The 23,086-nt window shown below is 57.7% G+C and carries 25 protein-coding genes; 18 read left to right on the top strand and 7 right to left on the bottom strand.

Annotated features, from left to right (window positions below; genetic code table 11):
- Positions 1-54: 54 nt before the first annotated feature.
- On the bottom strand, positions 55-1,137 hold the full coding sequence (locus J0X03_RS05885) for a YncE family protein (protein ID WP_069100431.1): 1,083 nt from the start codon (positions 1,135-1,137) through the stop codon (positions 55-57).
- Positions 1,138-1,528: 391 nt separating this feature from the next.
- Between J0X03_RS05885 and J0X03_RS05880 the strand changes: the two genes are divergently transcribed.
- Both J0X03_RS05880 and J0X03_RS05875 read left to right on the top strand, forming a co-directional pair.
- Positions 1,529-1,981, top strand: coding sequence for a GNAT family N-acetyltransferase (locus J0X03_RS05880; protein ID WP_069100432.1), 453 nt, complete (start codon positions 1,529-1,531; stop codon positions 1,979-1,981).
- 113 nt (positions 1,982-2,094) lie between these two features.
- On the top strand, positions 2,095-2,523 hold the full coding sequence (locus J0X03_RS05875) for a TOBE domain-containing protein (protein WP_046687613.1): 429 nt from the start codon (positions 2,095-2,097) through the stop codon (positions 2,521-2,523).
- Positions 2,524-2,559: 36 nt separating this feature from the next.
- On the opposite strand, the gene J0X03_RS05870 is transcribed toward J0X03_RS05875, so the two are convergent.
- The gene (locus tag J0X03_RS05870) at positions 2,560-3,177 is read right to left on the bottom strand and encodes a LysE family translocator (RefSeq protein WP_046687614.1); all 618 of its coding nucleotides are present in this window, start codon (positions 3,175-3,177) and stop codon (positions 2,560-2,562) included.
- A gap of 192 nt (positions 3,178-3,369) precedes the next feature.
- Between J0X03_RS05870 and J0X03_RS05865 the strand changes: the two genes are divergently transcribed.
- Positions 3,370-3,831 (top strand): Lrp/AsnC family transcriptional regulator, encoded by a 462-nt coding sequence (locus tag J0X03_RS05865; RefSeq protein ID WP_033644014.1) that lies wholly within the window; start codon positions 3,370-3,372, stop codon positions 3,829-3,831.
- A gap of 34 nt (positions 3,832-3,865) precedes the next feature.
- On the opposite strand, the gene J0X03_RS05860 is transcribed toward J0X03_RS05865, so the two are convergent.
- Positions 3,866-5,074, bottom strand: a complete 1,209-nt coding sequence (locus J0X03_RS05860; protein WP_047574113.1) for an NAD(P)/FAD-dependent oxidoreductase — start codon at positions 5,072-5,074, stop codon at positions 3,866-3,868.
- 159 nt (positions 5,075-5,233) lie between these two features.
- The gene (locus J0X03_RS05855; protein ID WP_033644016.1) at positions 5,234-5,773 is read right to left on the bottom strand and encodes an RrF2 family transcriptional regulator; all 540 of its coding nucleotides are present in this window, start codon (positions 5,771-5,773) and stop codon (positions 5,234-5,236) included.
- Positions 5,774-6,113: 340 nt separating this feature from the next.
- On the opposite strand from J0X03_RS05855, the gene bepA reads away from it, so the two are divergent.
- The 4 genes from bepA (at position 6,114) to J0X03_RS05835 (ending at position 8,941) form a co-directional block, all read left to right on the top strand.
- Entirely contained in the window at positions 6,114-7,583 is a 1,470-nt protein-coding gene (bepA, locus tag J0X03_RS05850) for a beta-barrel assembly-enhancing protease (protein ID WP_033644017.1), read from the top strand.
- A gap of 20 nt (positions 7,584-7,603) precedes the next feature.
- Positions 7,604-7,957, top strand: a complete 354-nt coding sequence (gene arsC / locus J0X03_RS05845; protein ID WP_033644018.1) for an arsenate reductase (glutaredoxin) — start codon at positions 7,604-7,606, stop codon at positions 7,955-7,957.
- A gap of 200 nt (positions 7,958-8,157) precedes the next feature.
- Positions 8,158-8,388 carry a hypothetical protein gene (locus J0X03_RS05840; RefSeq protein WP_033644019.1) on the top strand — a complete coding sequence of 77 codons (231 nt, stop codon included), beginning with the start codon at positions 8,158-8,160 and terminating at the stop codon, positions 8,386-8,388.
- A gap of 13 nt (positions 8,389-8,401) precedes the next feature.
- Entirely contained in the window at positions 8,402-8,941 is a 540-nt protein-coding gene (locus tag J0X03_RS05835) for a helix-turn-helix transcriptional regulator (protein WP_033644020.1), read from the top strand.
- Positions 8,942-8,954: 13 nt separating this feature from the next.
- On the opposite strand, the gene hda is transcribed toward J0X03_RS05835, so the two are convergent.
- Positions 8,955-9,656, bottom strand: coding sequence for a DnaA inactivator Hda (hda, locus tag J0X03_RS05830; RefSeq protein ID WP_025159568.1), 702 nt, complete (start codon positions 9,654-9,656; stop codon positions 8,955-8,957).
- Positions 9,657-9,928: 272 nt separating this feature from the next.
- On the opposite strand from hda, the gene J0X03_RS05825 reads away from it, so the two are divergent.
- The gene (locus tag J0X03_RS05825) at positions 9,929-10,444 is read left to right on the top strand and encodes a hypothetical protein (protein WP_016926729.1); all 516 of its coding nucleotides are present in this window, start codon (positions 9,929-9,931) and stop codon (positions 10,442-10,444) included.
- Positions 10,445-10,477: 33 nt separating this feature from the next.
- Positions 10,478-10,726: a GlsB/YeaQ/YmgE family stress response membrane protein gene (locus J0X03_RS05820; protein ID WP_016926728.1), complete on the top strand. Its 249-nt coding sequence runs from the start codon at positions 10,478-10,480 to the stop codon at positions 10,724-10,726.
- Between the two features lie 47 nt (positions 10,727-10,773).
- On the opposite strand, the gene uraA is transcribed toward J0X03_RS05820, so the two are convergent.
- Positions 10,774-12,063, bottom strand: a complete 1,290-nt coding sequence (uraA, locus tag J0X03_RS05815; protein ID WP_033644021.1) for a uracil permease — start codon at positions 12,061-12,063, stop codon at positions 10,774-10,776.
- A 76-nt stretch (positions 12,064-12,139) separates the two neighbouring features.
- On the bottom strand, positions 12,140-12,766 hold the full coding sequence (gene upp, locus J0X03_RS05810) for a uracil phosphoribosyltransferase (protein WP_004941642.1): 627 nt from the start codon (positions 12,764-12,766) through the stop codon (positions 12,140-12,142).
- 255 nt (positions 12,767-13,021) lie between these two features.
- Between upp and purM the strand changes: the two genes are divergently transcribed.
- The 9 genes from purM to J0X03_RS05765 all read left to right on the top strand — a co-directional run bounded on the left by purM (position 13,022) and on the right by J0X03_RS05765 (position 23,086).
- Positions 13,022-14,059, top strand: coding sequence for a phosphoribosylformylglycinamidine cyclo-ligase (gene purM, locus J0X03_RS05805; RefSeq protein WP_025303843.1), 1,038 nt, complete (start codon positions 13,022-13,024; stop codon positions 14,057-14,059).
- Positions 14,059-14,697: a phosphoribosylglycinamide formyltransferase gene (gene purN, locus J0X03_RS05800; protein WP_033644022.1), complete on the top strand. Its 639-nt coding sequence runs from the start codon at positions 14,059-14,061 to the stop codon at positions 14,695-14,697. The genes purM and purN overlap by 1 nt, the downstream gene beginning before the upstream one ends.
- 714 nt (positions 14,698-15,411) lie before the next feature.
- On the top strand, positions 15,412-15,654 hold the full coding sequence (locus tag J0X03_RS05795) for a hypothetical protein (protein ID WP_127897176.1): 243 nt from the start codon (positions 15,412-15,414) through the stop codon (positions 15,652-15,654).
- Between the two features lie 72 nt (positions 15,655-15,726).
- A complete protein-coding gene (locus tag J0X03_RS05790; RefSeq protein WP_052133767.1) occupies positions 15,727-16,737 on the top strand; it encodes an ABC transporter ATP-binding protein in 1,011 nt (336 codons plus the stop codon).
- Between the two features lies 1 nt (position 16,738).
- The gene (locus J0X03_RS05785) at positions 16,739-17,794 is read left to right on the top strand and encodes an ABC transporter permease (protein WP_046687618.1); all 1,056 of its coding nucleotides are present in this window, start codon (positions 16,739-16,741) and stop codon (positions 17,792-17,794) included.
- Positions 17,795-17,812: 18 nt separating this feature from the next.
- Entirely contained in the window at positions 17,813-18,721 is a 909-nt protein-coding gene (locus tag J0X03_RS05780) for a thiopeptide-type bacteriocin biosynthesis protein (protein WP_071841623.1), read from the top strand.
- Positions 18,708-20,054: a YcaO-like family protein gene (locus J0X03_RS05775; protein ID WP_050594440.1), complete on the top strand. Its 1,347-nt coding sequence runs from the start codon at positions 18,708-18,710 to the stop codon at positions 20,052-20,054. The genes J0X03_RS05780 and J0X03_RS05775 overlap by 14 nt, the downstream gene beginning before the upstream one ends.
- Positions 20,055-20,066: 12 nt before the next feature.
- Positions 20,067-20,684, top strand: a complete 618-nt coding sequence (locus J0X03_RS05770; RefSeq protein WP_021504405.1) for a hypothetical protein — start codon at positions 20,067-20,069, stop codon at positions 20,682-20,684.
- A complete protein-coding gene (locus J0X03_RS05765) occupies positions 20,684-23,086 on the top strand; it encodes a nitroreductase family protein (RefSeq protein WP_060660375.1) in 2,403 nt (800 codons plus the stop codon). The genes J0X03_RS05770 and J0X03_RS05765 overlap by 1 nt, the downstream gene beginning before the upstream one ends.

Below are 23,086 nucleotides of genomic sequence, written 5' to 3'. Positions count from 1 at the left end.
TTCACTCATGAATGAGGATAAAAGTTAAATGGCCCGTCGCCGGGCCGATGGGGCTTATTTATTCAACGCGATGCGAACCACGCTGTCCGGCCCCTGAGTGGAATGATCTTTGTTAAACGGTTGTTTGACCGTAACGAACAATGTCTGGCCGTCTGCCGACAACAACAAACTGTTTGGATTCGGCGGCAACGCCCAGCGCTGTTTCACCGCATAGGTCGTCGCATCCAGGCTCAGTACATTGCCGGATTCACGCTGCGAGATATAAATTTCGTTGCGCCGTGAATTGAAAACGACAGCCAAAGAGTCGCCCACATCAAGCCGCTTCAATAACTTTCCGGTGTGAATATCCAAGACCAGTGTGGTCTTGGCCTTGGAGTTGTCGGTGACGAACAAGCGACCGGTAGCCTCGTCCTCCGCCATATTGAGCAGCAGTGCCGGTTGGTCTCCCAACGGTTTCCAGCGTTTTTCGATGCGGTTGGAACGCGGGTTGATCACCAGGATCTCGCCGCTGCCATTGGCGGCATACACACGTTGGGTCTGCGCGGAGTAATGCAGGCCGGTCATCCATTTGCCGGTATTTTTAATGCGCGTTTTCAGCTTGAGCGTTTCGGCGTCAACCACCCAAATTTGCGCCGGATCGGCCACCGCCCCCACATACAGCGTGTTGTTGTGAGCCAGAATTTGGCGCGCACCATACGGTAACCCTTTCTCATTACGCTCGCTGAACAGCAAACGCCCTTTCACCTTACCGTCGGCGACGCCGATTGCGCTGATACCGCCGTCCAGCGAATTGCTGACGTAAAGGGTTTTCCCATCAGCAGAGGCCTGCATGGCGAAATTTTTCAGATCGGTATGCGTCGTGCCAAGGGTTTTCAGAGACTTGGCGTCCAGCTTATAGACCACGCCACCCTGCACATCTTTAAAACTTTCGGCGCTGGCGACGTACAGCGCATCTCCTCCTGGCGTCAGCGCCATTTCATACAAGCCATAAGCCAGTTGGCGTTTGACGACGCTTTCGGATTGCGCCGCTTGCGCGAGAGGTTGCACAGCAGGAGAAGAGGCAGTGGTTTGGTGCGGCGCGCAGCCGCTTAGCGCCATACCCGTCAACAGGGCGAGCACAGAAACTTTCATTTTCATCGGGGAAATCCTTGACCATTTAAAACGGCGTTAACGGGGGCTCTGCAGTTTAGTTTTGAGCTTTCTCATAACGAGAAATGAGCGCCACCGCGCGTCTCAGTGTTTCCCTGTGAATCAACTATCACGCTAATGCAGGCTAATAACTCCTTCATGCGCCCGCGAACAACAAAGAGAATGAGAAACATACTCATTATTATTTACGCAATCAAGCGTAAATATTTTCCTTCCCTCTCTAAAAGTCATGGCGGTATCTCGTATTATCAAAGCCAATACGCCAGCTATCGATCGCAGTGCCGGGCATGATTATCTCGCCTTACACCGTCGATAGACTGCCTCACCCTGCGTACAGGCAATTAACGGCAAACGAGCAGACAACAGGAGAAGAACCCTCATGACAACACCTGCCCCACGGGAGTGGCGGCGTGCTGACTATTTCGTCAGCACCGAGCCTGCCCTGCTGGATCTTGACGCCATCCATGCATTTCTGACCCGTTCGTCATGGGCGGAAGGCATTGATAAAGAGACCGTTCGCCAGTCCCTCGCCCACAGCCTGTGCTTCGGTTTGTATCACGGCACCAGACAAATCGGTTTCGCCCGGCTGGTCACCGATTACGCCACCTTCGGCTATCTGTGCGACGTTTACGTGCTGGAGGCGCATCAAAAAGGCGGGCTGGGCCTGTGGCTGGCGGAATGTTGCCAGGCCCATCCGCTGATGGCGACGCTGCGGCGAGTCATGCTGGTCACCAGCACCGCCCCTTGGCTCTATGAAAAAGTGGGCTATAGCGCTATTAACCGTCCCGATTTTGTCTGGCAGATCGCCCGGCCGGACATCTATCGGCGTTAATTTTTAAGTAAGCTCTCTCTGTTCACACTCTTTCCCCGCGGTATTGGCAATCGCGGCGGTTAGGGTGCATGCTGGCGAAAAATTTTACCGTTTGCCCCTTTCAAGGAGAATCTATGCCCGTTTCAGCCCGTAACCAATTCACCGGTACCGTGTCCGCCGTCGCCAAAGGCGCCGTCAATGACGAAGTGGAGATCGCATTGCAGGGCGGTGAAAAACTGGTGGCTATCGTCACGGTACAAAGCCAACAGTCGCTGGGGTTAACCATCGGTAAAGAGGCCGTCGCGCTGATTAAAGCGCCGTGGGTGATCCTGGCAACAGAGGATTGCGGTTTGCGTTTTTCCGCCCGCAACCAGTTTGCCGGGGAAGTGATTGCGGTTGAGCACGGCGCAGTCAACAGCACCGTACACCTCAAAGCGGATGCCGGTTTTGTGCTGACGTCGGTGATCACCAATGAAAGCCTGCAGGAGATGGCGCTGAAGAACGGTTCGCGCGCCATTGCCCTGATCAAAGCCTCATCGGTGCTGCTCGCCGTCAAAGCCTGATACCGCCAGGCCCGCACAAGCGGGCCTTTCGAACCACTATTTCAGCGCCTGCTCGGCCAGCAGCCCGAGGGCGATGACGATCATCGCCGCGCCGGAGATGCGCCCCACCACCTTCGCAGCCTGCGGGCGCGTGCGCAGCACCGACTGCGAACCGAATCCCACCAGCAGATACACCAGGCCGCAGCTGATCAAATGCACCACGCCCAACGCCAGCATCTGCATCGGCACCGACCATTCGGCCCGGGCGTCGGTAAACTGCGGCAGCAGCGCCAGAAACAGCAGAAACACCTTGGGGTTCAGCCCGCTGACGCACACGCCCTTGCCGGCCCAGCGCAGCCAGGAATCGGAACACTGATCTTCGCCGGCGCCGGGCACCGGCGGGTGCAGCAGCATGTTGAAACCGATCCACAACAGATAAGCCGCCCCCAGCAAGGTAAGCGCCGTCAGCGCCAGCGGGTTGCCGACCAGCAGCGCGCCGACGCCCGCCACCACGATCGCAATCATCAGCAGGTGGCCAAACAGCAAGCCGGCGACGGCGGGCACCACTACCCGCCCGCGAATGCCCGCCGAGATCACATAGGCCCAATCCATACCCGGCGTGATCACCAACAAAATCGACACCGCCCAAAAAGCGGCGAACAGAGCGAGCGTCATGCCGGCGCCCTCTCAAACGCGCCGCGCCATTCCGAACAAAGAACCATCGCGTTTTCCTCGTAGAATAAGCACGGCCGCCGCCTGGCGGCGGCCGTCAAAACCGTTCAACAGATGGCAAGAATATCCTCAAGGCGTTAAAATGTGCTTTCAATTACTTGCCTGAAATCGGCATAAGCGGGGAAATTTTTCCAAATGGACAAGATTGATCGCAAGATTCTTGCTGAACTGCAGGCCGACGGGCGTTTGTCGGTGACCGAGCTGGCCGAGCGGATCGGATTGAGCGTATCCCCCTGCCACCGCCGGGTGCGCGCATTAGAAGAATCCGGGGTGATCAGGGGCTACCGCGCCCAGCTCGATCCCGGCAGCCTGGGCTATAACTTTTCCGCCCTGGTGTTCGTCACCATGCGCGAAGGCGATCGCCGCGCCGTCGAAACCTTCGAAAACGCCATGGTGGACATTCCGCAGGTGGTGCAGGCACAGCGTTTGTTTGGCGATCCCGACTATCTGCTGCACGTTATCGCCCGCGATCTGCCCGCCTTCCAGCAGCTTTACGACGAGAAGCTCTCCGCCCTGCCGGGCGTGCAGCGCCTAAGCTCCACGCTGGTGATGAAAACCGTGGTGCCGGAACGCTCTTTCCTGCCGCTGGGCCAATGACGACGGGAGCGTTGCCGCTCCCGTTTTTATCTTTTTAAGGCACAATCACGAAATCCGGATTGGCGACGGCGAACAACGCCTCGCGGTCCGCCGCCGGTGGGTAAATCCACTGCGTGTTAATCTCCTGTTTAATCTTTTTGCCTTCCTGACGGGTAAAGCGCACCTGGCGCTGCCAGCCTTCGGTATACAGCGCGCCCCAGGGGCCCAGATCCAGACAGGTCACATACTTCGGCTGGCTATACGGGTGCGTCGGCAACCCCACCAACTCCGCCGCCGCATTGTGACCGGCGACGCGGCCGAGGCTCATCGCATGCTGGCAGGTCATCAGATTGTGGTTACCGAGATCGTCGGTCGCCGCTTTCACCGTATCACCGGTCACGAAAATGCCCGCCGCCGCCGGCGCGCGCAGGAAGGCGTCGCCGATCACTCGGCCATTAGCGTCACGTTCGCCGGGGATTTGCTCGGTCAGCGGATGCGCACGCACGCCTGCCGCCAGGATCACCGTGTTGGCGGCGATGCGCTCACCGTTCGACAGCATCACCCCCTCGGCATCGATAGCCGAAACGCGCAGGCCGGCTCGCGCTTCCACGCCGCACTCCGCCAGCGCCTGGCGAATCACCGCCCCCGGCTCCGCGCCCATTCCTGCGCCCACTTCCGGGGCGCTATCGACGATCACCACGCGCACATTCTCGTTTTGCCCCAGCGCATCGCGCAGCCGCTGCGGCATCTCCGCGGCACTCTCCAGCCCGGTCAGCCCCGCTCCCACCACCACGGCAGTGTTGCGCGCCGGCGTTGACGGTTTGGCCGCCAGCGCTTTGATATGAGCGCCCAAGCGCTGTGCGCTTTCCAGCGTATCGACGTTGAAACCGTATTCGGCAAAGCCCGGCACCGCAGGCACGGAAAGCCGACTGCCGGTGGCCCACACCAAACGATCGTAGGCCAACTCAAGGGGTTCCCCCACCGCCGGCGCCACCCTGAGCGTTTTGGCGGCGGCGTCGATACGTTCCACCGTCCCGGCCAGGTGCCGTGCACCGATGGCGGTGAGCTGCGCGGAAATGTCGGGGTTCATGTTTTCCAGCACCGCTTCATACAGGCGTGGCCGGATGGTGACCGTTGGCGTCGGCGAAACCATCAGCACCTCGATGTCGTCATGCTTACCGGCAAGGGTAATGGCGCGCATGGCGGACACGGCGGCCCAAAAACCGGCAAAACCGGAACCGGCAATCACTATTTTCTGCGTCATGGGATGACTCCTTCATACAGGGTTGACCGGGCGACGAGGCTGCCCGCAGTTTTTTCGGATGAACGGCGCCGTTCCGCTCCCGTCGCAGGGTGCAGAAGGACCGCCCGCCCCTTCCGAAGAGGCGGGAAAAATGTGTTTTGTTTTAAGGAAAGGCGGAGTTTAAGTCTTGGCGCGAGCCGTTTTGCCGCTGCGCGCGGTGCGTTCCGTCATGCGCTCGTCGAGCCAGATGTTGACCTCGCCGAAGAAGCCCTGTGGCGCCTTGCGGCCAAAACGGGCAGCGACGTCGCCGAGGGTCTGCGCCGCCAGCGCATCGCGCATCGCCTTCTCCGCCTGCAGCATCACCGCATGGATAGCGCATTTGCCGGAGACCGCCCATTCCGGCGGGGAATCATCGAACACCGCACAGCGCCCGCGCACCTCCTGGCAATCGAACAGCGGCTTGTGCCCCTCGATGGCGTCGATAATCTCCAGAAAGCTGATCTCTTTCGCCGGACGGGCCAGCCGGTAACCGCCTCGCACCCCTTCACTGGCGGCGACGATGCCCGCCTTTTCCAGCTTGGGGAAAATCTTGGCCAGAAAGCTGGGGGAGATCCCTTGCAGTTCGGCGAGTTCGCGGCTGCTGAGCGCGCGCTGGTTATCGCCGACCAGCCACAGCAGGCAGTGGATGCCATATTCAACGCTGGTTGTGATGTACGCCATATGTCCGTTTTTGACCGTCAGTAAACCTTCAATAACGCAGACTATATGAGTCTGCGTTTATCTTGTCAATAAAACACAGACTAACTTTATCCGCGTTTTATTGAAGTTCCGTCTCGCTCCCGACGGAGAAAACGCCCTTCGAAATGAAAAATAAAACTTTTTTGCCCTATTCGCCCCCGGCTAACGTTTCCTTGTCGCCTGCCGCTGACTATGATGTGATGATTGCCGTCGCGGCGGTTTGTGATCCGCCGCACTTTCACGCGGATCGCGCCGTGGGAATAAAGAACTCTTGTCTGCTGCTGACGTCTTAGAAATGATTATTTAAGGGAAACGCCTGACTATGACCAACCGGTTGACCAAAACCGCGTTAGCGGTGCTGTTGCTCGGCACGTTGAACGCCACCGCCCTGGCGCCAGCACAGGCGGAAAGCCAGGACCAGTTGCCGGATATGGGCACCTCCGCCGGCGGCACCCTGAGCATCGGACAAGAGCTGGCGATGGGCGACTTCTACGTGCGCCAACTGCGCGCCAGCGCCCCGCTGATCAACGATCCGCTACTGAGTCAATACATCAACCAACTGGGCAACCGGCTGGTGGCCAGCGCCTATTCGGTGCGCACGCCGTTCCATTTCTATCTGGTGCGCAACGACGAAATCAACGCCTTCGCCTTCTTCGGCGGCAACGTGGTGCTGCATTCCGCCCTGTTCCGCGTCAGCGACAACGAAAGCCAGCTGGCCTCGGTGCTGGCGCACGAAATCTCGCACGTCACCCAGCGCCACCTGGCGCGCGCAATGGAAGATCAGCAACGCAACGCCCCGTTGACCTGGGTGGGCGCGCTTGGTTCCATCCTGCTGGCGATGGCCAACCCGACCATGGGCATGGCGGCGCTGAGCGGCACCATGGCCGGCACCCAGCAGGGCATGATCAGCTTTACCCAATCGAACGAACAGGAAGCCGATCGCATCGGCATTCAGGTGCTGCAGCGCGCCGGTTTCGATCCGGAAGCGATGCCCGACTTCCTGCAGAAACTCTCGGATCAGTCGCGTTACGCCTCCAAGCCGCCGGAAATGCTGCTGACGCACCCGCTGCCGGACAGCCGTCTCTCTGATGCGCGCAACCGCGCCAACCAGATGCAGAAACACATCGTGCAGTCTTCGCAGGATTACCTGATGGCCAAGGTGCGCGCACTGGGCATGTACAGCTCGGAAGGCTATGGCCTGAATGAAGAGCTGCTCGGCTCGCTCAGCAAAGGGAACGTGCGCGAACAGGCGGCCGCCAAATACGGCCGCGCCATCCTGTTCTATGAAGCGAAAAAATACGACGACGCGCGCAACATCATTCAACCGATGCTGGCGCAGGATGCGAAAAACGTCTGGCTGATTGACCTGATGACCGATATCGATCTCGGCCAGAAACGCGCGCCGCAGGCCATCGCCCGCCTGCAGGCGGCCAACGTCGCCCAGAACAACAACCCGGTGCTGCAGCTCAACCTGGCCAACGCCTATGTCGAAGGCAACCAGCCGGCGCAGGCGTCGAAGATCCTGAACCGCTACACCTTTGCCCATCCGGACGATCCGAACGGCTGGGATCTGCTGGCGCAGGCCAGCGCCGCTCAGGGGCTGCGCGATGAAGAGCTGTCGGCCCGCGCCGAAAGCCTGGCGCTGAACGGCCGGCTCGATCAGGCTATCGGCCTGCTCAGCAATGCCAGCTCGCTGCAGAAACTCGGCAGCCTGAAACAGGCGCGCTACGATGCGCGCATCGACCAGCTGCGCCAACTGCAACAGCGCTTCCGCCAATACCAGCGCAGCTGATTCAACAAGGAATGAACGCCATGAAAAACGTCACGATTTACCACAACCCGCGCTGCTCCAAGAGCCGTGAAACCCTGGCGCTGCTGGAACAGCACGGCGTCGATCCCAAGGTGGTGCTGTACCTCGAAACGCCCCCTACGGTCGATGAGCTGAAAAAGCTGTTGAAGGAACTGGGCTTCACATCCGCGCGCGAGCTGATGCGCAAAAAAGAAGATCTGTACAAGGAATTGAAGCTGGCGGACGAAAGCCTGAGCGAAGAGCAACTGCTGGCGGCGATGACGGCGAACCCGAAACTGATCGAACGCCCGATCGTGGTGAAAGGCAGCAAGGCGCGCATCGGCCGGCCGCCGGAGCAGGTGCTGGAGATTTTGTAATCGTCCGGCAAATCTCTTATTGAACCGCAAAATACCAATAGCCCTGAACAGGGCTATTTTTAATTAATTGTTATATAAATACTTTTCATCATCACAGTCTTCTTCCGCTGCTATGCTGCGCAAACGCCAAATCTCTCGGTGAAACAGCCGTTGACAATCGTCAACACCCCACCTACCCTGATCGCATCACTGGACGAGCGATGAAAAAACACCCAGACAAGCACATTCAGGCGGCATTAGCTTACGCCCTTTCTCAGGGTTGGCATTTTCGGCCCAGCAAGGGGCACGCATTTGGCCGACTACATTGCGCCTTTGCCGGGCATCAAGAACATATGATGAGCATCTGGAGCACGCCAAAAAACCCAGAGGTACATGCCAAACAGATTCGGCGCAAAGTCGATCACTGCCTGGCGCTGTCGCAGAAAAAATAACCGGAGAATCACCATGACGCTCTATCATTTCTCATTGACGCTGGATGGGGTCACCGCCGATACCGCCGGGCTGGAAGATGCGCTGTATGCGGCGGGATGCGATGACGCGCTGATCTGTTTCTACGGTAAAGCCGTTTACCTGGAGTTCGATCGAGAAAGCGATAACTTTGCGCACGCGATTTGCAGCGCCATCAGCGATATTGAATCCGCAAATATCGGCGCCAAGGTGATATCGGTGGACTCCAGTCTGGTGGGATTAAGCGATATTGCCGAGCTCACCGAACTGTCGCGTCAGGCGATCGCCATGCTAAAAGACGGAACTCGCGGCCCCGGCGGCTTCCCTTCCCCCATTCAACGGCTCGGCGGCGCCTCACCGCTGTGGCGCTGGGCTGACGTGGCGGCCTGGTTGGCACAGCAGGGGAAAATCGACCCACGGCTTGCAGACAATGCGCAGTGTCTGGAACATATCAATCTCGCTTTGCAACTGCGAAACGATCGGCAACGCCAGCAGGTTGAGCACTACTGCTCCCTGCTGGAACACGCGGAAAAATAGGCAGATTAGCCCGTTACAGCCCCAGGATCTCTTTAACGAACGGGATGGTGAGCTTGCGTTGGGCGGTGATCGAGGCGCGATCGAGTTGATCGAGGGTCATAAACAGCGTGCGCATCTCGCGATCCAGCCGTTTCAAGAGGAAGCGGCCCACATCTTCCGGCAGCTCGAAGCCGCGCAGTTTGCCGCGCAGCTGCAGCGCCAGCAGTTTCTCTTCGTCCGACAGCGGCTGCAACTTGTAGATCTGCCCCCAGTCCAGGCGCGAAGCCAGATCCGGTAAACGCAGGTTCAGCTGACGCGGCGGACGATCCCCGGTGATAAACAAACGGGTGCGGCCGGTTTCCAGGATGCGGTTGTAGAGGTTGAAGATCGCCATCTCCCACTCTTCGTCGCCGGCGATGCATTCGATATTGTCGATGCAGACCAGCGCCAGCTGCTCCATGCCGTCCAACACTTCAGGCACGAAGTAGGCGCGCTTGTCGAGCGGCACATAGCCCACCGCTTCGCCTTTCTGCGAAAGCTCGGCGCAGGCCGCATGCAGCAGATGGCTGCGCCCGCCGCCTTCACGCGACCAGAAATAGATATAGCTGCCATGTTCCTGACGGACGGCGGATTGGATCGCGGCTAATAGGGATGGGTTCTCGCCCGGATAAAAACTGGCGAAAGTTTCATCATCGGGAAGATAAAGTGGCAGTGAAAGCTGTGCCGGCGTATTCAGAGAAGCACCTCAACCAAAACTGGCAGAAAAACGTGGGCAGTTTAACACAGAAAACGGGCGCTGTTGAACCGGCAGGATCTTATGCCGCAATAGTGAACAATGCCTAAGCATCGCTTGATCGGCGGCGGCGCCCGCCGAGGCAAGAATTATCCGATATCATTCCCTAACTCCATGCCTGCGCAGGTTAAATTTGTAATTTAAGTAAAATCTGACCTAGTATAGGTAGGCTAAATGCAATCACCATCAACAAGGTTTCTGCAAGGATATAGACGATGAAAGTATGGAATAAAGTGCTGTTGGCCTCCTTTATCGGGTTGTTGGTTGCCGGCTGTGATGACTCCTCCAAGGTTGACGCCAACCTGGATAAAGCCAAAGACAGCGCCGAGCAGATGAAAGACGCCGCCCAGAAAAAAGCGGACGATCTGACGGACAAAGCGAAAGCGACGGCGGATGAAATCAAAAAAGAGGCCGCCACTCAGGCGGATCAGCTGAAAGACAAAGCTTCGGCGATTAAAGAAGACGCCGCCAAGCAGGCGGACGCCATCACCAACGACGCCAAGGCCAAAGCCGCCGCGATCAAAGACGACGCAGGCAAACAGAGCCAGCAGTTGGTGGATCAGGCCAAGGCCATCAAAAACGACGCCATCAACGGCGCCAACGATCTGACCGAGCAGGCCAAGGCGAAGACCGAAGCCATCAAGAACAGCGCCGAAAACAAAGCGCAAGAGTTGAAACAAGAGACCGATGCGGCGGTGAACGGCAATACTCAGCCGGCCACCCAGCAGTAAGCTATTCTCAGCCACCAAAGAAAGGAGCAGTAAATGGGGATTATTTCCTGGATTATCTTCGGCCTGATCGCCGGTATTTTGGCTAAGTGGATCATGCCCGGCAAAGACGGCGGCGGCTTTATCCTGACCGTTGTGCTGGGGATCATCGGCGCCGTGGTCGGCGGCTATATCAGCACCTTCTTCGGCTACGGCAAGGTTGACGGCTTCAACTTCGGCAGCTTCGTGGTGGCGGTTATCGGCGCCATCGTGGTGCTGTTCGTGTACCGCAAAATTCGCAGCTAAGGCGAATGCCATAAGTCAAAAGGGCAGCCCCTGGGCTGCCCTTTTCGTTACTTCTGCTCCGCCGATTCGTCCGGCGCGTCAAGCACCTCTTCTTCCTTGCGGAACAGGCTGATGACCTTGAACAGCAGGCTCAGGCCGATCCCCACGGTGGTCGCCAGCGCCATGCCTTTCAGCTCCGCCGCGCCGATGTGCACCTTGGCGCCGCTCACGCCGATGATCAGGATCACCGAGGTCAAAATCAGGTTCTGCGCTTTGTTGTAATCCACTTTGGATTCGATCAGCACGCGAATGCCCGAAGCGCCGATCACACCGTACAGCAGCAGCGAAACGCCGCCCATCACCGGCACCGGCACCGCCTGGATCGCCGCCGCCAGCTTACCGATGCAGGACAACAGGATCGCCAGCACCGCCGCGCCGCCGATCACCCAGGTGCTGTAGACCTTGGTGATGGCCATCACGCCAATGTTCTCGCCGTAGGTGGTGTTCGGCGTGGAGCCGAAGAAGCCGGAGAATACCGTCGAGATGCCGTTGGCGAACATCGAGCGGTGCAGGCCCGGATCGCGGATCAGGTCTTTTTTCACGATGTTGGCGGTCACCACCAGGTGGCCGACGTGCTCGGCGATCACCACCAGCGCCGCCGGCAGAATGGTGAAGATGGCGAACCACTCAAAGCGCGGGGTGTAGAAGGTCGGCAGCGCGAACCAGTGCGCCTCGCGGATCGGGGTCAAATCCACCACGCCCATGAAGAACGACAGTGCATAGCCCACCAGTACGCCGATCAGGATCGGGATAATCGCCAGGAAGCCGCGGAACAGTACTGAACCGAGCACCGTGACCGCCAGCGTCACCAGCGAAATGGTGATGGTGGTCGAGTCGGCGCTGGCGCCTTCCGCCGGCAGCAGCCCCGCCATATTGGCCGCCACGCCCGCCAACTCCAGGCCGATGACGGCGACGATCGCCCCCATCGCCGCCGGCGGGAACATCACGTCCAGCCAGCCGGTGCCGGCCTTTTTCACGATCAGCGCCACCAGGCAGAACAGCACGCCGCACATGATGAAACCGCCCAACGCCACTTCGTAACCGAGCGGCAACAGCAGCAGCACCGGCGAGATAAACGCGAAGCTGGAACCGAGGTAGGCCGGGATCTTGCCTTTACAGATGAACAGATACAGCAGCGTGCCGATGCCGTTGAACAACAGCACGGTCGCCGGGTTGATCTTGAACAGGATAGGCACCAGCACGGTGGCGCCAAACATGGCGAACAGGTGCTGGAAGCTGAGCGGAATGGTCTGGAGCAGCGGCGGGCGCTCGCTGACGCCGATGGCGCGACGGGTCATGTGTGCTTTTCCTCGGTTTATTGGTTTTATAGGTTTTAGTCAAAAAAAAGCCGACTCGTTAAGTCGGCTCAAATGTTTACTTAGTACCAAATATCTTGTCGCCCGCATCGCCCAGGCCAGGCACGATGTAGCCCTTGTCGTTCAGACACTGATCGATGGAGGCGGTGTACAGCTCAACGTCCGGATGCGCTTTCTCCAGCGCGGCGATGCCTTCCGGCGCCGCGACCAGAACCAGCACCTTGATGCTGTGGCAGCCGGCTTTCTTCAGCAGATCGATAGTGGCGATCATCGAACCGCCGGTGGCCAGCATCGGGTCGACGACCAGCGCCATGCGCTCTTCGATGTTGGAAACCAGCTTCTGGAAGTACGGCACCGGCTCCAGGGTTTCTTCGTCGCGGTATACGCCCACTACACTGATGCGCGCGCTCGGCACGTGCTCCAGCACCCCTTCCATCATGCCCAGGCCTGCGCGCAGGATTGGCACTACGGTAATCTTTTTCCCTTTGATCTGATCCACTTCAACTGGCCCGCACCAGCCTTCGATGGTGACTTTTTCCGTCTCCAGATCGGCGGTCGCTTCATAGGTCAGTAAACTACCCACTTCTGAGGCCAGCTCACGGAAGCGTTTGGTGCTGATGTCATTTTCGCGCATCAGGCCAAGCTTGTGTTTTACCAGCGGGTGTTTCACCTCAACGATCTTCATCATTTTTCTCCTATTAAGGTGGTTGCGGCCAAAAAAATCGCGGGATTATACCTCCTTTTTTTCGCCGCGCCACCCACAATAGCCCGATCGGGATCAACAAAAGTTTGAATATCAGTATAGATGACGAAAAAGCGGAGCCGGTTCACAAGCCGCTCGCAAACGTTTGCCTGCGCTGTTAGAATTGCCGCGCCTTATTCCGGAATCAACATCGGAAGCACAGTTTTCAAACCGCAAATCGTCGTGGGGAATCGCGCAGTGACCGACAAAACCTCTCTCAGCTATAAAGACGCAGGTGTCGATATCGATGCAGGCAACGCATTGGTAGATCGCATCAAAGGTGTAGTTAAACAGACCCGTCGCCCGGAAGTGATGGGCGGTCTGGGCGGGTTTGGCGCCCTGTGTGCGTTGCCGCAGAAATACCGCGAGCCGGTGCTGGTTTCCGGTACCGACGGCGTGGGCACCAAGCTGCGTCTGGCGATGGATCTGAAACGCCACGACACCATCGGCATCGATCTGGTGGCGATGTGCGTCAACGATCTGGTGGTTCAGGGCGCCGAGCCGCTGTTCTTCCTCGACTACTACGCGACCGGCAAGCTGGATGTGGACACCGCGGCCAGCGTGATCACCGGCATCGCCGAGGGCTGCAAACAGTCCGGCTGTGCGCTGGTGGGCGGCGAAACCGCTGAAATGCCGGGCATGTACCACGGCGAAGACTACGACGTGGCCGGTTTCTGCGTCGGCGTGGTCGAAAAATCCGAGATCATCGACGGCAGCAAAGTGCAGTCCGGCGATGCGCTGATCGCCCTGGGCGCTTCCGGCCCGCACTCCAACGGCTACTCGCTGGTGCGCAAAATCCTGGAAGTGAGCAACACCGATCCGACCGCCACTCAGTTGGAAGGTAAACCGCTGGCCGACCACCTGCTGGCGCCGACCAAGATTTACGTGAAGTCCGTGCTGGAGCTGATCGAGAAGGCTGACGTACACGCCATCGCTCACCTCACCGGCGGCGGCTTCTGGGAAAACATTCCACGCGTGCTGCCGGAAGGCATGCAGGCGGTGATCGACGAAGCCAGCTGGCAGTGGCCGGCGGTGTTCACCTGGCTGCAGCAGGCCGGTAACGTCAGCCGTCATGAAATGTACCGCACCTTCAACTGCGGCGTAGGCATGGTCATCGCCCTGCCGGAAGCCGAAGTGGAAGCGGCCATCGCGCTGCTGACCGCGGCAGGTGAAAAAGCGTGGAAAATCGGTAAACTGACCGCCTCTTCCGACGAACAACAAGTGGTCATCAACTGATGAAAAAGATCGTGGTGTTGGTCTCCGGCCAGGGGAGCAATCTCCAGGCGCTGATTGACGCCTGCCAGCAGGGCCGCATCGCCGCCGAAATCGTGGCGGTGTTCAGCAACAAGGCGCAGGCTTATGGCCTGCAACGCGCCGAAGCGGCGGGCATCGCCGCCCAGGCGCTGGATGCCAAGGCCTACGCCGATCGCACGGCGTTCGACGCCGCATTGGCGGACGCCATCGACCAGTACCAGCCCGATCTGGTGGTGCTGGCCGGCTACATGCGCATCCTCAGCCCGCAGTTCGTGCAGCGCTATGCCGGCCGCATGCTGAACATTCACCCTTCCCTGCTGCCGAAATACCCGGGTCTGCATACTCACCGTCAGGCCATCGACAACGGCGACAGCGAACACGGCACCTCGGTGCACTTCGTGACCGAACAGCTCGACGGCGGCCCGGTGATTTTACAAGCCAAGGTGCCGATTTTCGCTGACGACGAGGAGGATGACGTGGTTGAACGGGTGCAAACCCAGGAACACACGATCTATCCACTGGTGGTGAGCTGGTTCGTCGACGGCCGCCTGGCGATGCGCGACGGCGCCGCCTGGCTGGACGGCGAACGCCTGCCGGCGCAGGGCCACGCCGCCGACTGATGCGCGCAGCCTAAACGGCGCCCACGCGGCGCCGTTTTTTTTCGCTGCCCGCCGCGATGGTTCCAAAAGGCTCGCTGCGCCGTGGCCAAACTGCCCGCTTTAGGGCCAACCCCGTCGTGAGCGCGTCCCAGTATGTCGCATCAATGCCCCGCCCGGAACGGAACGCATCACGGACGCCAAGCCAACTGTGGTTCCGCGCGCAATAATCCTTGTCAAAAAATAAAACCATTATAATACTTTCTACCCTAAACAATATTGGGTGAAATTTTTCAAAAAAGAATATATTTATCCCTTATACATAGTTTTAAATTAAATAAATTAACGTCAACCCCATGATTATTGTGAGCTTCGTTGCAATAACAGAAAACACCCCTGTCAATTGTAATGATGTGTTGCCGTTCTATTACAAGTATGTAAGAGTGTGTCTAACACGATAACTTAACATTACGTACATAGGATTCCTTTCATATGCGCAAGCGCCAGTCATATATGACGCCTTCAAATGCAAATAATTCAATATGAAAGAATTCAGTATCGCCGCTGCTTATTTTTATATAATTAGCGCGATATTAAAATTGATTTTTATTTTTCAGATAAATATTTAATGGGGAATATCCCATTGAGATGAATTCGTTTGAATATATTTCAACGATATGCAGCAGCTCGAATCATGTTATAGCTAACTCATCAATAAACTGATTAATAAGGATATTTATGCTTAATCATACCTCTCTGACTCGTCAATCCCACCGTTTCGATATTGTTCTCGACTCGCCTTCCATGCCCTCTGACGGCATTGATTTATTAGTCGAAGAACTGCCTGAAACGCTGCACTTTGCCAGCGATTGCGCCTCAACCGGCAGCAGCGTCAGCACCGCCTCTACAGCGGGCTGCGGCTGCATTGCAACGGCGAGCTGCATCGGCACAATGGGCAGCGTTACCAGTAGCGGCAGCTAAATCATTACCCACAACCGGTACAAGATACTGTGCCAGTTAGTTATCTGAAACTCTACTCACTGGCTTTAAACAATGAGCACGTACACTGACGCCACTTTAGATTTCGACAGCAGTCATAAGCCAACCCTGGATATATCCTGGGATCGCCAACGGCCGCTATTAGAGGTCGAGTCACTGAATAAGTTTTATGGTGACACGCAAGTTCTTCATGACATCTCGCTGCAAATCAAGCCGGGAGAAATCATTGGATTGGTCGGACCTAACGGTGCCGGCAAAACGACGCTCATGGAAACCTTGTACGGAGGACAGCCCTTTGAAGCCGGCTTGGTGCGTTTATTTGGCGAAGACGTTCGACAAGGGCTTAATCACGTCATCAAGCAACAGTTAGGCGTCGTTCCGCAATCCTTTAGTTTGCCTTCGCTGCTGCGCGTTGAAGAGATCATTTCGCTCTATCAGGTACTTTATACGGATGCGTTGTCGGTTAAGCAGTTATTGGACATTGTGGCGCTAAAAGCGCAGCGTAAAATGCGTTTCTCGCGGCTTTCAGGGGGGCAAAAAAGACGTTTGGTGTTGGCGCTGGCATTGGCCGGCAAACCCAAGCTTCTTTTGCTGGATGAACCCACCAGCGATCTTGACCCGCAAAGCCGACGCTATATTTGGCGGCACATTATTGCGAATTCTCGTCAATCTGGCACGGGCGTATTGATCGCCACTCACCAAATGGATGAGGCGGAGAATTTATGCGACCGGGTGATGATCATCAACCACGGCCGGTTGCTGGAGAATGCCAGCCCACAACAGCTTATTGAGCGTTATTGTCCTGGGCATCATATCCGATTCTCAGTGCCGTTGACGTCGGTTGACGAGTTCCTCGCGCTCTTCCCTGAGGCGACGCAGGAAAGCGATGAACATGATCAAACCTTCCGCCGCCTACACATTCCCACCCAAGAATTGGCACAGGTGTTACCGCAAGTGATTGCGTTATCACAACGATTGGGTTGTGAACCCGAACAAATGCAGGTAAGCAAAAACACCCTCGAGGATGTGTTCATTCATCTGACAGGCGAAGCATTAAGGGATTAACATGAGCCATAGCTGGCAGATTTATCGGCGCTTCTTCGGCGCCAACACCAAAGAATATTTACGCGATCCGCTATCAACCTTATTTTCTCTTGTATTGCCGTTATTTTTCATCTTTACCTTTGGCATAACGGCAAAAATTATTAATGGCAATCATCAACCGTTCTCCATGCAGGTGAGCGTTGTCGGAGACACGCCGGAAACAGAGGCTCTCTGGCTTAAATTGAACAATTATCCTGGCCTGGCCGTCCAGCGCCAGCTTCGAAGCGATCCGGAAGCGCTGGTGCGCGCGAATGAAGTGAACGCGGCGGTGAGTTGGGATGCAGTACAACAACGCCCTGCGATCACCACGACGGAATCCATGAGCTCCATCGCTCAACTGGTTTCCGCCGCACTCAATCAGCAACCGGCCGACGCCCAGCAGCCGATACGCTTCATTACGCTGAAAACTGAGCGTTTCAACTATTTTAGTTTTATCTTCCCGTCCTTGCTGACGCTGGCCCTGTTGCAAGTCGCCTTATTTGGCACGGCGACGCCGCTGATCGCCGCGCGAGAAAAAGGCACTTACCGCTATTACGGCGTCATTCCGTTGCCGCGCTGGATTCTGCTCGCATCACAGGTCAGCGTCCGCCTGGTGATATCACTGGTTCAGATCGCCCTGTTAATGCTCATTAGCAGTCTGGTCTTTGGCTTTACCCTTGAGCATCCCCTGCTGTTTATCGTGCTGCTCGTCGCCAGCGCACTGTTGCTGGTGAGCTTTGGGTATGCGCTGGCCGGCTTATTCCGCACGAATACCGTCGCGACAATCGCCCTGACCTTACTCAACTTTTGGTGCATGTGTTTCGGGCAATTGTTCCTCGATCTGAGCGCATTCCCGCCACTCAAATGGTTAATTTTGACGACGCCGGTCGGTTTTGTCGCCGATGCACTGCGATACGCCATGAATGGCAGCGAAGGCGTATTCCCCTTCTTCATTAACTGTATCGGCATGGCGATATGGGGTGTGATCACGCTGTTTGTCGGCGTTAAGTGGTTCCTTTTCCAGCCAAAACAATCTTAAAAAAACAGGTACGCAAAGATGAAAAACAGATCGGCATCTTGGCATTTTTACAAGCTGTATATCGGTAGCCATCATGATGGAATGGACTTTCTGATCACCCAGGGATTGACCCAAGCACTGGCGTACGCTCCTGATTCTCCTTGGTTCTTCTTACGTTATATCGATGAAAAAGGATTACATTTACGCGTTCGTTTTCTGCTGCAGGAAAAGGACAGCCAGCGCCTGGAAACCGCCATTTACGCTGCGCTGCATGATGCGCTGAATAGCCTGCCGTTGCGCCCGGCCAACCTGTGGACGCCATTGGTCAGCTTCCGCGGCAACACGCCGTTTCCCACGCATGAACTCCCGGTCCATTGCGAACGCGCGGAATATGAGCCGGAAACGGACGTCTACGGGGGCGAAACGGGCATTGGCATCGCCGAAGCGCTGTTTCACCAATCCAGTGACATTGCCCGTGCCATATTGCTGGCCGAGGCAGGCGGCGGCATGACGCGCAAAGAGTTTGCGTTGCCTCTGATGCTGGCCATGTTGGAAACGTTCATTCCTGTTGCCCGGCGTTCCGCCTTCCTTGAAAGCTTCTCGACTTTCTGGCTGGCGGGCTCTGCGGATATCGGAATGATCAAAAACAGCTTTACCGATCGCGCATGGGAACTGATTGATGAAAACTCGGTTCTTCTGTCGCCGCAGATACGGCAAGACGCGCAAAGCGCCGAACTGGTGGATCGCTGGCAGTCTGCGCTAGACCAGACCCGGCGTAACTATGAACGCCATTGCGAACGATACAGTGACGGCCTCGCGAAAAATCTGGCATTCCAATTCATGCACCTAATGAACAATCGCCTTGGCTTAAGCACGCTGGATGAAGCCTGGCTGGCCGTGTTGCTAAGCAAAAGCCTGGAAAGCGGAGTTATTCATGCATCATCATAACTTTGCCGTTTCCGCGTCCATGCGCCAGAAATATCCGTTCATGTCGCTGCTCTCGCCGCTGACGGGCGTTGTCGGCAGCGTCTACCCGTTGGAACCGCAGGAGATGCATATCCCCCGCTTTTCGTCGGTTCTGGCCAGCCTGGGCAATCTGTCAATGCCATATCCCCATATCATTGACAATAAAGGCAACGACCTGCAAAAAATCGCGCTTGCCGGCTGCGGCGCCGATGAACACGTCGATATGGCGATCGTCCGCGCTGTCGCCGAAGCGGCAGAGCGATACGCCACCTGCGTCTACCATCCTCGCGATGTTTCGGTCGCCAGCTTCCGCGAACTCGGGGCTGACGGTTTGGCGGCCGACAGCCTGCCCCGTTGCAGCGAGGAGGAGCTCGCCGATCCGCTCTGCCCGGTCAAACCCATTGATGACGCCCAGCCGTTGCGCTGGGTGGAAGGTTACTCGTTGACGGACTCCCGCCCGCGCAAGATCCCGTTGATCATGTCGCATCTGTATGTGCGGCCCTGGGAAAGCGAGCGTTTCTGGTTGCCGATATCGACAGGCGTCGCGGCGCACACCGACCTCACCACCGCCACGGTAACCGCGATCAATGAAGTCATCGAACGCGATGCGATTGCCCTTACCTGGCTATTGCAAATGCCTTTAGCGCGCATCCGCTTCGATGAACCGGTACCGGATAGATTACAAGACAAGTTTTCACGCCTGGCGGCCAGTGGGCTGGAACAGCTGTTCTTCGATGCCACTACCGACATCGGCTGCCCGACAATCTACGGATTGCAGCTGCGCGACGGGCATCCGACCTCGGCCCAGTTCGTCAACTGCTCTACGGGGTTCGATCCCTGGGGCAGCTGCGGCAAGATTATCCGAGAAAGCGCCATGGGGCGTTCGGTACTCGAACATCAACTGCCGGTGCCGGACGATATACGCGATTTTATCGCTCTCGAACATGGCGCCATCTTCATGGGGCGAGCCGAACAGCGCTCCGCATTCGATTTTCTCACCGCCAGCGAGCGGCAGATGCCGATTAGCCGCCTGCAGGCCGGGCAACCGCAAACGCCGGCAGCACAGCTGAAAAAATTGGTGGCGCGTTTTCGTCAACTCAAGATGGACGTCGTGATAGCGGACATGACGACGGATGAACTGCGCGATGCCGGTTTACATGTGGTGCGCGCTGTCATCCCCGCCCTTTTGCCCATGACGGCATGCTATCGCGCCCGCTATCTCGGGCATCCGCGCCTACGGGAACAGCAGCAACGGTTGAGTGAACAATTAGGCAAAGCCGCCACGATAAATCCGTGGCCGCAACCTTTTGCCTGAAGGAGAGTGGTAATGATTATCGTCAGTGACACCGCGTTCGGCAATGACGTGGCCGATTATATGCACTGCCAGGAAGGGATCTCTCAACTGACATTGGCAACCGCACTGAACTATTCCTGGGCCGACAGCAAGGCTTCGTTCGTCGGGATCGCGCTATCCGGCGGCGCGCCGCTTAAGCTTGAACAGCTCACCACGCAGCTGTTTCGCGCCGGGATCCCTCACGCTTGCACCGTGTTGAACGACCATATGCTGTTTTGCGGCCCCCTAGTCATCCCAGGCCGAACCGCCTGTTATGCCTGTGCGGCGAAGCGCCTGCTCAGCCTCGCCGAAACGCCGCGTACGGCAATGATGGATTTGAACCTGCAGCGATATCATGAACAGCAGCCGCAGAACGCATTGCGCGGATATACGCCGGCGCTGGTGCTGATGGCTGGATTACGGTTAAAGCAGTATGCGCAGCTCCCCGAAGACCAATTCGGCAAACTGACCGCCGTGAGCTTTGGCAGCAATCGCACCGCGAGCAGTTCCGTGGTGGCGTTACACGGCTGCAGCTGCCGTGAAAACCGGCATATTTCGCAGGCTCAGGGCACGGCCTTGTTGGCCGAACACCTGGAAGGAGCCTTACGCTAATGAAAGCCACTCATATGTCGACCGTCTTGTCGGGCGCACAGTTTAGCCACCATAACGATCTTTACGCTTTGCTGCCCAAGCGCCCCAAATTAATTCCGGAACTGATTTTCATTCCTGAAAGCGATACCCGCGTAGCCGTGTATGGCGCCTATCAGCCGCGCATCCTGACCTGCGTTCAGGGGATAAACACGCTGGCGGTCTTCCTCGAGCGCCTCGATGGCGTCAACGTGCTGGAAAGCGTGCTGACCGACGACGCGACCATGAGCCGCGAGAATGCCCTGGGCATGCTGTCCTTACTGTTTCGCTATGGCTTCCTTGAAGAAGGTGAAGGCCTGGATGACGGCGCCCCAAGCCATTTGGCAAGCTATTGCGGCCGCTTTGTCGACAATACCCGCCTGCACGCCAACCGCACTGCGGCGCTGCAGTCCGCCCGCCGCCGCAGGCTCGCCCTGGTTTGCCCGGAAGATGTGTCATCGCTGCTGCAACACGCGTTGGCGCCTATGGCCGCCAGCATTGACGTTCTGACCGAGCGCCCAACGTCCAGCGCCCTCCCCTGGGATGATGCACTGATCATTTTTGACGGCAGCGAGTCCGACGTTTTCCGCCAGGCATGCGCCGATGGGTTGCACCAGGCCGGCGTGCGTTATCTGAGCTGCATTATTGGCGCGGATCGCACGCTGGTGGGCCCTTATACCCTCCCGAACATCAGCGCCAGTTATCAATGCGCACGCACGCAATGTGAGCAGCCATCGCCCGCCAACGATCGGCAAGAGGTGGCGTTCCGCGCCGTCTATGCCGCCCATGAGCTGGGGCAAATTCTGCTCGGGCTGTCCTCTGAAAGCTACCTCAACAAGGTCGTTTCCCATAGCCATCGGGGCGAGGGGGAGTACACCTTAGCCTATAAGGTCGCCCGCATTCCCGGTACCGCGCTAAGCGGTTTAGGCCATGCCGCCTATCTGCCGCCGGGGGAAGAGGCATTTACTGCCTGGCAGCACCATATCGGCACACGCTTGCCGCCGCAGGGCTTGTTGCCACCGCGTTCGCATCAGATGCACTTCACGCTGGATAACCTCAACCGCCACGCCTCAAGGCCGGTCAGGCTGCATGGGCAGCAGCATATCAACCTGCCCGACAGCGCATTGGCGGAGCGCTGTCCGCCGCCCTGGCGAATGTCGGCAATGCCGTCACAACCGTTGACACTGGCCAATCTGGGCTGGTTGCTGCGCCACGCCACGGGTTATCAAAAAGGTGAAGACGGCACATTACGCCGCATCGCGCCCAGCGGTGGGCAACTGCTCTCGTGCGATATGTTTGTGGTCGTCCGCCGGCCGCTGCCGGAGATACCTTGCGGGGCCTGGTTCTATCTCGGTGAAAAGCACCAGCTCGTCAGGATTGACGGCATTGACTGCCAGCAATTGGAACACTTGCTCCAGCATCCCGAAGAGCCGATTTCACTCATTATCAGCGGCAACCTGAACCGCGTGCGCGGCAAATATAACGACTTCAGCTATAACATCGTTAACCTTGACGCCGGAGTGGTTAATCAATATTGCGCGCTTTCCGCGCGCGCGGCGGGCTGGACGCTGAGAGAAGATCATGGCGTCGACCTGCAATGGTTGGCGTCATTGCTCTTCTTCACGCAACAGGATAACCCCCATATCCTCTGCCAGGTCTTGCATGTGCAAGCGCCCCCGTCACAGGGTGAGCCGTGCCCTGCTCCACTTTATGAAACGGCGAGCAGCCTGGTCGCCGTTAGCCACCGCCCACGGCCGGCCGCCGCGCCAGCGTCGCCCACGCCCGCTGCTCTTTCATCACTGGCGACTGTGCACCGCGATGAGCCGCTCTCCGCGTTGCTGGAGCGCCGCAGGGCGACGTATGACTATGCCGATAGCCCGTTCCCGGAAACCTGGCTGAATACCCTGATCGCCGTCGCGCATGCCGGTCTTGAACAAAGCCGCCTGCGCGGGATGCCGGCGTTGCCAATGGAACCCTGGATATTGCTGCCGGAAGCCAGCGGCGAACTTGCCGCGGGCATTTATCAGTGCAGTCAGGCAGATCGCCGTTACTGGCGGAAACGGGATAGCGGGTTTGGCCGCGCACATTTGGCTGATTGCATCAATCAATTAGCGTTCCATAAAGCCGGCGCGTTGCTGATGTGGGTTGCCGATCTTGAAAAGACCCTGCATGACCATGGCGCGGCGGGATACCGCATGCAGCTGCAAAACGCCGCGGCAAGCGCGATGCAGTGCTGGTTGGCGGCGCTGGACTGCGGCTTGACCGGAACGCTGGCGGGAGGCGTGATCGAAGAAGGGCTCATTCGCCACGCGGGCGCCGACGGCTATCGCGAGGCGCCGCTGTTCTGTCTAGTGCTGGCGTCCCCTCCGCCGGCAGAGGGTGTTTAA

It is taken from the genome of Serratia ureilytica, assembly GCF_017309605.1.
Lineage (GTDB): Bacteria > Pseudomonadota > Gammaproteobacteria > Enterobacterales > Enterobacteriaceae > Serratia > Serratia ureilytica.
The sequence above is the reverse complement of the archived record's forward strand: the minus strand, read 5'-3'. Positions and strand labels throughout refer to the sequence as shown.